This is a genomic window from Paenibacillus sp. LS-5 (assembly GCF_056121505.1).
Genome location: NZ_JBWAVA010000019.1, coordinates 1 through 13,718, shown reverse-complemented (window position 1 = coordinate 13,718; position 13,718 = coordinate 1). Strand labels below are relative to the sequence as shown.

The following is a 13,718-nucleotide window of genomic DNA, read 5'->3' as shown; positions in this document are numbered from 1 at the left end:
ACTTCGGAAAGGGTATAGAAATCCTGCAGAATGTGAAAAATATGGTAAGTAACTACCGGAAAGGGGTGGGGATGTTGGAGATTACACTAGGTTCAGACGAGGTCATTAGCCGAATAAGAGAGCTGCATTCAAACGGTGGAACCATGAACAAAAAACAAGTTAAGCAGCATGATCCGGAACTGATGCGTAGTGCGCTGCATTACTTTCCAAGCTGGGAGCATGCCGTCAAGAATGCAGGCCTGCTATAAGCTGCAGAACAAATAGCCGGAAGGACCACAGTATTGGACTGTGACCTTCCGGCTGTTGTTAGATTACATGATGTTGCAGGTTCACTCCTCCGGCAGATGTACCTGTGCGGGGGAGCCTAGACTAAGTTGTTCGATCGCCTTTTGGTTCAGCTGTAGCTCATTCATATAGCAGTTGACCTTGGATTGAAGATTTTGCAGAATCTTGATATGCATTTCACTTACCTGATCTTCGATGCAAAATGCCGAACACGTCAGAATTCCGTCCGTATAGGATTTGGTCTCATCTACAACAGTGTTCATCTTCTCTTTATAGATTCTCTTCACGGGTCCGCTCTCTGGCTTGATCTCATAATAACGGTTCGTCTCCAGGAGCAGCCGCCAGTGGCTGACCTTGATCTCGTATTCATCTTTCTCTATTTCTGCCGATACTTTCACAATACGAATGTGACTGTTCTTGATGATATGACCCCCCGAACCCTTATGTGTTGTAAGGGATAAATCTCCCTGAATGACTTAAGAGATTATATCATGCAGGACGTTCAATTCTCAATACTGCGTTACAGTAAAGTGATGGCAAATGCCTGTATCATAAAATTCCCGGTCTAGCTGTTTAAAAGTTCTGACTTTTTCCGGTCAAACTCCTCTTGGCTAATAGCGCCCATGTCCAGCAGCTGTTTGAATTTAAGCAGCTCGTCAGCGACACTGAATTTGTCGGAGTTACCTTTACTTACGTTCTCTTTGTCTGGAGCAAAACCGAGATCGAAGAATTCGCCTTCTATAATATTGATCTCCGGATCGGCAGCCGAACGCTGCACGCACTCGTAATCCTGATTGAATTGTGCCTCTGAGTAATTATGGCTTGCTTCGGAAAGAGCTTCTCGCAGACGGCCACCCATTGGTTTCATAGAGAAATAGGTCATCCCGCCAGACAGGAGTCCGCCGAGGAGCGGTACGAATTTGGAGGCACCTTGAGCGAATGTCTTTTTTGTAATTTTGATTCCGATATAGGTAGAGGTTTTTTTGAGAATCGGATAGTAGATCGTATGGGTTAAGACATTCTGGGGCAGCTTCTTCAACAACTGCTGGGAAATTCGCGCGGTGAGAAGCTTCAGCAGAGAGGCTGTGCCGGCTACACCGAACATTACACCCAAATATAGAGTAAGCTCACGGGTGACATGCTCCGGGTCCATAGGGTCCTCTTGCCATAGATCCCCACGCCCATATAGATAAGCTAATTCTTGAGACATCCGCAGGGCTACCCCAAAAAACTGCAAAGTGTCCGCGGGAATGGTGGCAGCCATGGCCAGTCCGCCAGGAAGTCCTGCAACAGTGGACGCCGCCGTGCTTAGGACAGTTCTTTTTTCTATCAGCGTCTTCGCCATCCGATCAATAATGGAAATATGGATTCCGGCTTCAAGGGGCCCTTTATCCAAAATAACATTCATGCTGTTGGATGTATCATAATTGGCAAATTGTTGAGCCAAAAATTCCCGGCGGTCCACATTTACACCTGGAATCTTCATCGCATTGGTGAGGATGGATTCAACTGTACCCTGTCCGGATTGCTGATCATTTATCATCTCAAAACTCCTTCAAATAATTAGGTTAATAAATCAGTCTACTACATATTCGGCTTTTCACTTCCAAAATCCTACTATTTTCGTATAAAAAATACTAACGGTTTATTTACTTTTTAATAGATATTTACCAAGGAAAGTATTACAATTAACCCATTATTGGACTCTTGATCCAAAGATACTATAAATGATAATAAAGGAGACGAGCTATGAAAGAACCGAACGCAAAAAAAGGACATCCGGTTTTATTTTCACTCATGCTGGGCATTGTACTGACCCTGTTGGTGTCCGTTGCCTCAGCTGCAGCAAGCATCATGGAGCTTGACGATACGGGAATCCGGTTTGCTCAGGCCTCTGCCTTTTTACTTATGGCTGTGATCATCACGGTGTACATGAGCAGGAGTAAACGGCCAATTGCCAGTTTTGGATTCGGAAAACTCATAGGTTCTAAGGATAAGCAGGCGTTATATTACATACCCCTACTGATCATCGCACTGATTCAGCCGGCTATGAGCGGATTCAATCTCAAGCTTACAGGAATCGAGATCGCGAGTATTCTGCTGCTGACCGTATTTGTCGGTTTTACAGAGGAAACGATATTCCGGGGAATCATCAGGGACAAGCTTCGCCACAAGGGGCCAGTGTTTTATATTGTGTTTTCTTCCGTATTTTTTGGCATTATGCATATGGCCAATGCGTTAAACGGAACCGTGTTCATACATATTATTCTTCAGGTCATCAACGCTTTGCTGCTGGGCTGTGTTCTGGCACTCTTAATTGAAACTACAGATAATATTATTCCCTTGATTGCATTTCATTTTATTTATGATGCTCTTGCCATGGTCAGTAATGAAAATTTGGATCAGGAAATTATGATAGTCTCCCTGCTGAATATTCTGTATTTGCTGTACGGAATCTATTTATGTGTCATCTTGACTCGGAGAAATAAATCGAATAGCTTATCTATGTAAAACACACCAGCCCGCAAGCAGGAGCTATTCCTGATTGCGGGCTGGTGTGTTTGTGCAGAAGCGTAGGAGTCTTATCCGGTTAGGCTACATTCGGTTCTTCATTTGATTCAGGCTCTATTTCCGTTTCAGTTACCGGCTGAACCTCCAGTTGGAATTGGTTGACCAGATGATCCAGCTCCTCTGCTAATCGGGTCAGACTGCTTGTGGAATCCATTAATTCCTGCATGGCTGACAGGGATCTGACAGTAGCTTCTGCCGCATGTGCAGCCTTTCCGCTCGATTGCTCCGCATGATTGGAGATGAGCTGGATTGTGGCTGATATCTCTTGCGAACTGGAGGAGATCTCTTCGACAATCGCTGAAACATTAATAATCTGGCTATTCACCGAATCCACTTTTTCTGTGATATGCTCAAATGCCTCACCGGCTGTCCGGACCGATTGGAGGCCCTGTACCGTTTTCTCAGAGCTAAGGTTGATCTGGAGCACAACAGCCTCTGTTTCACTCTGAATGGAGCGGATCATTGCAGATACTTGGTCTGACGCGGTTTTGGATCTCTCCGCCAGCTTCTTCACCTCATTCGCCACGACAGCGAAACCTCTGCCTTGTTCGCCTGCGCGGGCGGCTTCTATGGATGCATTTAAGGCTAACAGATTGGTCTGGGAGGATATTTGTGAGATAAGCTCAATGATTCCGTCAATTTCTTTTGTTTTTTCCCCTAGACGTTCAATAACCGCTACAGATTCACTGGAATCCAGAACAAGATTTTCGATCATCTGCTGCGTTTCATGAATGATTACCCGGCCTTGCTCAGCCTGAGTGAGTGAGGAAGCAGACGCATGGGCAACATCCTCCGTGCTCATGGAGATCTGTTCGATGCCTTTGGCCACTTCATCAATTCCCAGGGAGCTCTCCACAATAGAAGCGGATTGTTCCTTGGAGTTCTTCGCGATTTCATCAACGGAAGCGGCGATGCTCTTCTCTGACCGGCTTGCCATGATGGATATAAGTGAAATCTGGTTGGCATTATCCGCTAACTGGCTGGATGAACGGGAAATTTGTTGCAGTGTCTGCTTCAGGTTAGAGACCATCTGGTAAAAGGAACGGGACAATATACCAATCTCATCCTTGCGGCTGTTGTTAAGCACTTCAATGTCCGCGCGGAGATCGCCGGCAGCTATTTGCTCAGAGAACTTTACAAAGCTATTCAGAGGTTTGGTAAAAAACCGGCGGACCAGCAGCCAGATAATCACCATTACCACAACCAGCAAAATAGAAGATACGATAATCATGTCATATACCAATTGAACGGAAGACTCCAGTTCATCAGCAATATCAAATTGAACACCGGCTACATATGTAATTTGTCCATTGATATGTAATGGTGCAGTCAGATCCACAAGATTATTATCTAAAAGGGTTACTGTGCGGTTTTCATTGGCTGCTGTAATATCTTCCTTATCGGCAGCTTTGCCAATTTCAGCCGCATCCAAGGAGGCTATCGCTTTGGGCTGGCTGCCTAGGCTGTAAATATTAAAGTCTACGATCTCCAGGTCAGCCGATTTTAAGGTATTAAGTGCTGCTTGAAGCTCTGCAGCGGATTCTCTTCCGGATAGAGTGGAATCAAAGGTTTTGAGAATGACCATAGCCTTTTCTTCTCCAGAGAGAATGGCGGCTTTTCTGCTCTGCGTATAGAATACGGAACAAATTACGAGTGACACAACGATGAGGGAAATACTAGCCATAATGATGATCTTGTTAGCAACTTTCAAAGAAATCCACCTCAAATTTATGTATTTACTGATAGGCACCCCTTGTTGTCATAGCTACCTCCTGTCTGGGCATAGGTACAAATCACTATAAAAGTATATACCATATAGTGCCAAAGAAATAGTATAAGATTTGCTACTAGCCTTTGATTCTGGAAATGAAAACGCAACCAAAACCGCATAATCCGCAGGATTTCTTAGACTTCTGAAGGCCAGATGTAGAGATCAGCGAATATCAGGAAATAGGCTGGAATATAGTATCTTATGGAGTTTTAAATTTTATCTATAATACGCTAGAATAGAGGCATCACCACAGGAACCACAAAAGCAAAGGTCAGTGGTTACCCGGGTGACTGTCTCATTCCTAAATTTAGAAATGAATGTAGGAAAGGAGAGAATCCAATGTACTGAGTTAGCGAAGCATGCCGGAATCGGCTGCGGGTAGAAGGATGGAAGTGACAACATCTTTCGGCAGACCGTGGGGATGCGGGAAACCACAGCAAATCTTTATTAAAGGAAAAGGCTATTCATTCAAGCAGGAGTGATCTTGCGGAAGAAAGGGCGTGATTCCATTGAAAAAGGTTAGCGAAGCGTACTAATACGATCTTCACAACGGGAAAAACGCCGGTGAAAACGTTTTTCGTGAAATCGTGTACGCGGGAATTCACCCCATATGCAGGACATGGATAACACTCCGGACAGGAGAGAACGGGTAATACGGTAATTTGAATATGAGAACAATCACCATGTCAGGGATATGGCTTGTTACTTGGAGGAAATGATAGAAGTGCATACAGTAGTTAAAACATAAATCCCCGTTACCTTGTACATAAGGTGAACGGGGATTTATGCGTTTATATGAATGTGTTTTGGACAAGCAGGGGGGCTACACATTCACGGAAAACATCTGGAGGCGGGTTGTTTTTGCCACGCTTATTGTCTTGGGTGAGCACTACGACTGCCTTAATCTCCGGAAGGACATATACGAATTGTCCTGCGTATCCCCGAGCGTAAAAATAGTCCATGGCAGAGGGAGGTCCTCCGCTTTTTGCAGCTAGCGGGTAGGAATCAGTCCACCAGTGCCAGCCATACCCGCCGTGGCGGGGAGGTTCGGCAACCATGACCGGTTTCACCGAGCGAGCTACCCATTCACGAGAAATCACCTGCTGCTGCTCCCACATTCCTCCTTGTAAATAAAGCTGTCCAAATTTCAGCAAGTCGCCCGGCCGTAACTGAAGCCCAAACCCACCCGTGTGAATACCTTGTGGATCCGTCTCCCATTGATAGTCCACAATACCAAGGGGGCCGAAGAGAAATTCCTCGGCAAACTGTGCCGTTGACTTTCCCGAGGCTTGGACCAGAATGGCTGATAACATTTGCGAGATCCCGGAATTGTATTCCATACTTGTGCCAGGATCATGTGCCAGCGGCTGCTCCAATACATACTTCACCCAATTTGGGGAGCGGGTCATCTTGGGGAATGAATTCTGTCCGCCGAATTCGGTCCAGCGAAAACCGGCAGACAAGGTTAACAAATGTTCAATCGTGATCTTCTGTTTGCGTGCATCCGTGTCGCGGCCCAGCTGTGGGAAGAATTCTGACGCTACCGAAGCAGGCTGCAGCAGGCCTTGATCCATTGCAATGCAGATCAGCGAAGAAAGCACGCTTTTGGTGCAGGAATTGATCTTGGCAATCTCAGATGCTATGCGGTCATCTCTATAATATTCATACTTCAGTTTGCCCTGGAGGCTGATCAGGCAGCTTCTCAAATGTAAAGGGGCAATCGCTGTAGTTAATGTCATCAGATTCATACCACTCACCCTTTCTTAAGGGATATCATATCATCCGTTGATATAATACCCCAATAGGGCTGCGGAAAATCCGCAGTACACGAAAAAGCTGCCCGGATGAGCTCCAGACAGCTTTTTATATTTATAAATCCTGATATACAATATTGATAAGTTCGATCTTCAAGGTCTGGATAGCTTCTTCCCGGGGCAGCATAATGAACTTGGACAAATATTCGATATCTACCGAGAAGAGACTAAGAATGTCCTCCATGGACGCTTTATCACCGTTCTGCGCTTTTTTTACTGTATCGACGAAGTGATGAGATATTCCCTCAGTATTTCTAGGCCCTTCCGCTTCCATTTGCTTACCCCCTGTTGAGTCATATGTAACTCGATTGCAACCTCATGTTCCGGCATGCCCTCAATGACAGTTTTTTTAATGATATACCTGCATTTTTCCCAAGGAATCGTTTCCAGAAGCTCGTCAACAAACAGATCCGAAATCACCAGGCTCTCAAAGCTGTTGTCGTAAAGCTGATTGTCATAAATAGGTTTGCTTTCTCTTATCAGTTGATTGCGGGTCTTATACTGGATTCTCCATGCTGAGCGTTTTAACAGTTTTCTGCAGGTTTCTACTAACTCGTCTTCACAGGTAATCATGATTACTCCCCCATGGTTTAGTTTTGCGGAAAAGAATTAGTCAGCGCAGCCTGTTCCCCCAGGCCCGATCCCACCGTATATCGCCCCTTCCATTGGAACCGACAGGTGTCTCCATATGTTAAGCATAGGATAGATCAGCTGAATATTCTCCTTATATAACAAGTAGAATATTCCATAGATTCCACAACTATCAAAAACATAAATTTACATGTTTACTATTATTGTTAGCGAAGTTGTAATAATGTCTGCTGATTTACCATCTATTATGAGGAAAAATTGGGTTGGTATGTCGAAACTACACTTTTTGGAGGCGATACGATGAAGGATTATTTTACACCCGAGATCATCAATACCATTCTTACCGTAATGGTTGTTCCGCTGTTGGGTCTATTGGCGAAATCTATGATTGCGTATATCAAACGGGAAATTGCCCATCTGGAAGAAAGGATAGGGGTCGAGGCTGTGAACACGCATCTGGACCGGGCTTCAGATGCCATTGAATCTGCAGTTATTGCGGTGAATCAGACGTTTGTAGAGGGGTTGAAACAGCAGGGTGCTTTTGACGCAGCGGCGATGGAGAAGTCATTCAAGCTGGCTAAAGAGAGAGCCATAGTCCTATTGGGGGAGGCTGCCAAAAAGGAGCTGAGTCTTGCGGTTGGTGATCTCGAAGCCTGGATCGAAACGAAAATAGAAGTTTATGTGAACCGCAATAAACAGTTGTAAAAAACAGCCCTGATTTCCCTTTGTTAAGTAAAGGAGGAACAGGTTTTCGCCATTGCCGGTACATTTATCACAAAAAAAGTTAGGGGATGCATGATGAAACAATCGAAAAGAAGAGTAAAGCATGTTCAGTACAGAAAGTTAGGCATCATCACCAAATGGTTATGCCTCACGCTCCTGATCCTGATGTTGACTCCCGGGGCCGTATTCGGGTCAGAAAAATGGTTATCCAGCCATTCGGAGGATACGGGAGCAGGCAAGGCATATGCGTCAACGTATGATGCAGAACCACCTGCTGAGCAGACAGAAGATGGATTGACAGTCAAAGATTCCGTCTACTCATCGGTAGCGAATTCAGTGTATGGGCTGGACCCATCACTCGGAGTCATCCTGCATCACGGAGCTTACCAGATGAGCCTGCTCGCTGTAAGCAATGTGGAGGGGACGATGAGCGCAGTATCACCGCTGCTGCAGCAAATGAAGCTGTCGCAGGCTTCCGGGGTCATTCCCGGCGGACGCGGATTTATGCTTCCTCAGGTAGTCGCGGTCAAGGATCTGGCCGGCAATCCGCTTGCCGGAGTTCCGGTTACCTTCACTGCTTCTGAGGATAGCACGATCACCGCAGTTATGCGCGGACTGAACAGTACGGGAGTCACTGTTGTCACGGATGCGAATGGTTATGCTTCTGCTGCCAATACCTACACAAGTTATGTGGGTGAAGGGTACCAGGTCTATTCCAAGAGCACAGGGGTCATCCGGACAGTGGAAGTTAAAGCCACGGTGCCTGGCCTCCAGCCGGTTACCTTTCGTGTGGAGGTCGGGTCAGTGGGGTCGAACCTGATCGATACTACGCCGCCGACCATTACGGCATCCGCATTAACCGATGCGGGAGCTCCTTACATTGCCGGAACATGGACGAATCATTCAGTGACTGTTCACTACACAGCAAATGATACGCTGTCTCCGATCAAATCACTGACCCCGGACCAGAACTTTACTGCAGAAGGCGCGGGTCAGATGGCTACCGGTAAAGCGGTAGACGGCGCAGCTTCCAGTGATGAGGACCAGAGCCATTATTCCATCGTTACCTTTGGTCCAATCAAGATTGATAAAACTGCTCCGGTTACGACCGTAACTCCAGCGGCTTCAGAATCAGGCAGCTGGAGTCACGATAAGGTTACACTTCATTTTAGTGCAGCCGATCCATATTCAGGTATCGATTCCATCTACTATAAGAGTGGTGTCAATGATGCTGTGAAAACAGTGGGTGGAAGTGCGGATATGGAGATCAGCGAGGAAGGAACAACTACCGTCACCTATTGGGCTGTGGACAAAACAGGGAATGTCGAGGCGGCCAAAACCGTAAACGTAAAAATCGACAAAAGCGGTCCGGTGATCTCAAGCATTGTAAGCCCTGAGGCGAACGCAAAAGGCTGGAACAGTGCTAATGTCACCGTCGCTCTTACCGCCTCCGATGCAAATTCCGGTGTCAAGGAAATTCATTATGTCTTGGGTGCAGCAGGCGAAGAGAAGGTTGTAGCCGGCACTACGACAACATTTGCTGTTCAGACTGAGGGCATTACACCGCTCACATTCTGGGCTGTAGACCAGGCGGGGAACAGTACTCCCGTTCAGAAGACTGAAGTGAAAATAGACAAAACCATTCCGGTGATTACTGTACCTTCAGATATCAGTATTGAGGCTAAGGCCGTACGTACTCCTGTCGAGATTGGCAAAGCCTCCGTGCAGGATATTTCCATCCCGGATGTGATTGTGACGAACGATGCTCCAGCCGATTATCCCATCGGAACGACAACCGTGAAATGGACTGCGGTAGACCCGGTAGGGAATACCTCCTCGCAGGTGCAGAAAGTAACGGTAAAAGATACAACCAAACCTGTACTCACTGTACAAGGAGATATCGTAGTTGAAGCAACCGCTGTGCAGACACCGGTTATTGTCAGCGGCGCGTCGGCAAAGGATATTTTCCCGGTCATCGTGGTCAACGATGCTCCAAAGGAATTTCCAATCGGTACGACCAAAGTCACATGGACGGCTACAGATGCGAACAGCAACGTGATTACCGCTACACAGAATGTTATCGTGGTTGACACGATCAAGCCGGTACTCACCGTCCCTGCAAACATCACGAAAGAAGCTACGGGCAGAAGAACTCCGCTATCCGTAGGCACGGCAACAGCAGAAGATATTTTTAAAGTGAATATTACTAATAATGCGCCTGTGGACTTTCCGGTAGGCACCACCAAGGTGACCTGGAAAGCAGAGGATGAGAATGGAAATGTCACGACAGCAGAACAACTGATTACGATAACTGACACAACTAAGCCTGTATTGACGCTTCCGAAGGATGTCAGTATTGAAGCAACCGACACCCGGATGAAGCTGGAGGTTGGAGCAGCGAAGGCCACCGATTTGTTCGATGTCCTGTTAGTTAATGATGCTCCGGAATATTTTACAGTAGGGGTCACCAAGGTAACCTGGACAGCGACAGATGAAAACGGGAATGTAACCAAAGCCGTTCAGAACGTTACGGTTACGGATACAACGGTTCCAGTGCTTACGGTACCCAAGGATATCTCAGCAGAAGCCACAGGAATCAAGACTCCGGTAACCATCGGAGCGGCGTCTGCAACGGATATTTTCAAGGTCATCATTACCAGCAATGCTCCGGATAGCTATACTGTCGGTAAAACTCTGGTCACCTGGACAGCCACCGATGAGAATGGCAACATCACCAAGGGGACGCAGACGGTTATTGTGACGGATACCACCAAGCCACTGGTCACACTCCCAGGAGATAAGACAGCAGAAGCAACCGGAGAAAGAACGAAGGTAGACATCGGCCAGCCGATCGTGACTGAGATCTTCCCGGTGACGGTTACCAATAATGCGCCTGCAGATTTCCCTCTGGGAACGACAGAAGTGATCTGGACCGTTACCGATGAGCACGGAAATGCGACTACAGGTACCCAGAAGATCAAGGTCGTGGATACGACCAAACCAATTCTCACTGTACCGGCCAATATTACAACGGAGGCGACGGCAATCCGATCTGTAGTTCCGCTCGGGCAGCCTACAGTCACAGATTTATTCAAGGTTACTGTGATTAACGATGCGCCAGTAGATTTTGCTGTTGGCACCACCAAGGTCACCTGGATGGCTACGGATGCGAGCGGTAATGTGGCCATAGGCACACAGAATGTAACCGTTACCGATAATACCAATCCTGAACTCCATGTCCCTGCGGATGTCCGGGTTGAAGCCACTGCATTGAGATCAATAGTTCAGATTGGTACTGCTACAGCGACCGATATTTTTCCGGTTACGGTAACCAGCAATGCTCCGGCAGATTATCCAGTAGGTATTACCGAAGTCACTTGGACTGCCAAGGATGCCAACGGAAAAATAACTACAGGTAAACAAAAAGTAACTGTAGAAGATACAACACTTCCAGTTTTGAAAGTACCAGCAGATATTAGCAAAGAAGCTACAGCGGTAAATACACCAGTCAACATTGGACAAGCGACGGCTACTGACTTGTTCCCGGTTGAGATCGTCAGCAATGCTCCGGCAAGCTATCCGCTGGGCAAGACCATTGTGACCTGGAAAGCGACAGACGCGAATGGCAATATCAGCAGTGCAACTCAGACCATTACCATCGTTGATACAACGAAACCCTCCATTGCCGCTATACCGGATTTGACAGTGGAAGCAACCAGTAGGGAAACTCAGGTTCAACTGGCGGTGCCGGCAGTGACGGATATTTTTGGAGTTGCATCGGTTACCAGTGATGCTCCGATTGCTTTTCCTATTGGAATTACTGAGGTGACGTGGACGGCTAAAGACAAGAACGGCAATCTGTCCACCCGCATACAAAAGGTTACGGTAGTTGACACGACGAAGCCGGTGCTGAGTGTGCCTAAGGATGTTCAGGCAGAAGCTTCGGCATTACAGACTCCTGTCGGGATCGGGCAGGCAACAGCTACAGATGTATTCAACGTTACTGTGACAAGTAATGCTCCGGAGTCTTTTCCGATTGGTGCAACAGAAGTCACCTGGACGGCTACCGATGAGCATGGCAATGTGTCCACAGGTGTGCAGAAGATTACAGTGGTAGATACCACAAAGCCTGTACTAAGTGTGCCGGAGGACTTGTCGGTGGAAGCCACCGCAGTGAAAACTCCTGTAGAGATTGGACAGGCGACAGGGACGGACATCTATAAAGTTACGGTAACCAGCAACGCACCAGAAACCTATCCATTAGGCGTAACTGAGGTTATTTGGACCGCAACAGATGCAAACGGCAACGTAACTACGAAGGTGCAGAAGATTACAGTAGTAGATACAACCAGTCCGGTACTCAGCGTACCTGCGAATAAAACGGTTGAAGCCACGGCGGTGAAGACAGTTGTGGAGACCGGACAGGCAACGGCAGCAGATATTTTCAAATATACGATTGTGAGCAATGCTCCTGCAGATTATGCGCTGGGTACCACTGAAGTCACCTGGACGGCTACGGATGAGAACGGCAATGTAGCAACGAAGGTGCAGAAGATTACGGTGGTGGATACGAGCAGACCGGTACTCACTGTACCTAAGGATCAAACGGTTGAAGCCACGGCGGTGAAGACAGTTGTGGAGACCGGACAGGCAACAGCGGCAGATATTTTCAAATATACGATTGTAAGTAATGCCCCTGCAGACTACTCGCTGGGTACTACTGAAGTCACATGGACGGCTACGGATGAGAACGGTAATGTGTCCACTGGTGTCCAAAAGATTACCGTAGTGGATACGACTAAGCCGTCGCTTACCGTACCTGAGGATCAGACGGTAGAGGCGACAGCCATTCGTACCCCCGTCGGAATAGGGCAAGCTGCGGCCAAGGATATTTTCCCCGTTACAGTGACATCGGATGCTCCGGCGGACTACCCGCTGGGCACAACTACAGTCACATGGACGGCCAAGGACAAGAACGGCAATGAAATCACAGGTGTGCAGAAAATAACTGTTGTGGATACCACGCAACCTGTGCTGAAATTCAAAGGATCTTTGCATCTGACCAAGGAAGCAACTGCGCTGGCAACACCGGTAGAACTGGAAGTGCCTGAGGTGCTGGAGCTGTTTCCGGTCGTATTAACTACGGATGCTCCAGGATTTGGAAGTCAAGACCCGATCACTACAGGGGAGAGCATTACTGCGAAATTCCCTCTGGGAACCACAAAAGTAACATGGACCGCAAAAGATGCGAACGGTAATGCAATGATTGGAATCGTAACGGTGACGATCACAGATACAGTCAAACCCGTACTCAAGCTACCGGCAGACATCACTCTGGAAGCAACTGCAGTTCGGACTCCGGTTGAAATCGGACAGGCTACGGCAACGGATATCTATGATGTGACCGTAACCAGTAACGCTCCGGCGGATTATCCGCTGGGAACAACAGAAGTCACCTGGACCGCAAAAGATGCGAACGGTAATGTCACCACAGGCATACAGAAGATTACGGTAGTCGATACAACCAAACCGGATCTGATCTTGCCTGTCGACAAGACAGTCGAGGCGACCGCGCTGAAGACGCCCGTAGACATTGGTCAGGCAAAGGGTACAGATATTTACAAAGTAACTGTGAGTTCGGATGCCCCAACGGATTATGTACTGGGTGTAACTGAAGTGAAATGGACCGCTACAGATGAGAACGGCAACGTAACGACTGGTGTACAAAAGATTACAGTGGTGGATACGACTAAGCCTGCTCTGAAGCTGCCAGCCGATAAGACGGTCGAAGCTACTGCGCTGAAGACGCCAGTGGAGATCGGACTAGCAACAGGTACAGATATTTACAAAATAACTGTGAGTTCGGATGCCCCAACGGATTATGCGCTGGGTGTAACTGAAGTGAAATGGACAGCTACAGATGAGAACGGCAACGTAACGACTGGTGTACAAAAGATTACAGT

General features: G+C 47.3%; 9 protein-coding genes. 4 read left to right on the top strand and 5 right to left on the bottom strand.

The annotated features are described in order from the left end of the window. Positions 1-41: 41 nt before the first annotated feature. Complete coding sequence (locus tag AC0MA3_RS22160; RefSeq protein WP_474657818.1) at positions 42-248, top strand: hypothetical protein; 207 nt, start codon at positions 42-44, stop codon at positions 246-248. A gap of 81 nt (positions 249-329) precedes the next feature. Here AC0MA3_RS22160 and AC0MA3_RS22155 read toward each other — a convergent pair whose 3' ends face one another. Continuing rightward, a complete protein-coding gene (locus tag AC0MA3_RS22155) occupies positions 330-683 on the bottom strand; it encodes a hypothetical protein (RefSeq protein WP_474657817.1) in 354 nt (117 codons plus the stop codon). A gap of 167 nt (positions 684-850) precedes the next feature. Next, positions 851-1,828 carry an SHOCT domain-containing protein gene (locus AC0MA3_RS22150; protein WP_474657816.1) on the bottom strand — a complete coding sequence of 326 codons (978 nt, stop codon included), beginning with the start codon at positions 1,826-1,828 and terminating at the stop codon, positions 851-853. Between the two features lie 206 nt (positions 1,829-2,034). On the opposite strand from AC0MA3_RS22150, the gene AC0MA3_RS22145 reads away from it, so the two are divergent. Then, a complete protein-coding gene (locus AC0MA3_RS22145; RefSeq protein ID WP_474657815.1) occupies positions 2,035-2,796 on the top strand; it encodes a lysostaphin resistance A-like protein in 762 nt (253 codons plus the stop codon). A gap of 79 nt (positions 2,797-2,875) precedes the next feature. Here AC0MA3_RS22145 and AC0MA3_RS22140 read toward each other — a convergent pair whose 3' ends face one another. From AC0MA3_RS22140 to AC0MA3_RS22130, 3 genes are all read right to left on the bottom strand, one after another. Then, positions 2,876-4,567 carry a methyl-accepting chemotaxis protein gene (locus AC0MA3_RS22140; protein WP_474657814.1) on the bottom strand — a complete coding sequence of 564 codons (1,692 nt, stop codon included), beginning with the start codon at positions 4,565-4,567 and terminating at the stop codon, positions 2,876-2,878. 851 nt (positions 4,568-5,418) lie between these two features. After that, complete coding sequence (locus AC0MA3_RS22135) at positions 5,419-6,375, bottom strand: serine hydrolase domain-containing protein (protein WP_474657813.1); 957 nt, start codon at positions 6,373-6,375, stop codon at positions 5,419-5,421. A gap of 121 nt (positions 6,376-6,496) precedes the next feature. Beyond that, positions 6,497-6,715 (bottom strand): helix-turn-helix domain-containing protein, encoded by a 219-nt coding sequence (locus tag AC0MA3_RS22130; protein WP_474657812.1) that lies wholly within the window; start codon positions 6,713-6,715, stop codon positions 6,497-6,499. 617 nt (positions 6,716-7,332) lie between these two features. Here AC0MA3_RS22130 and AC0MA3_RS22125 point away from each other — a divergent pair. After that, entirely contained in the window at positions 7,333-7,737 is a 405-nt protein-coding gene (locus AC0MA3_RS22125; RefSeq protein ID WP_474657811.1) for a hypothetical protein, read from the top strand. 93 nt (positions 7,738-7,830) lie between these two features. After that, on the top strand, positions 7,831-13,718 hold a 5,888-nt coding region (locus tag AC0MA3_RS22120), incomplete at its 3' end, for an HYR domain-containing protein (RefSeq protein WP_474657810.1).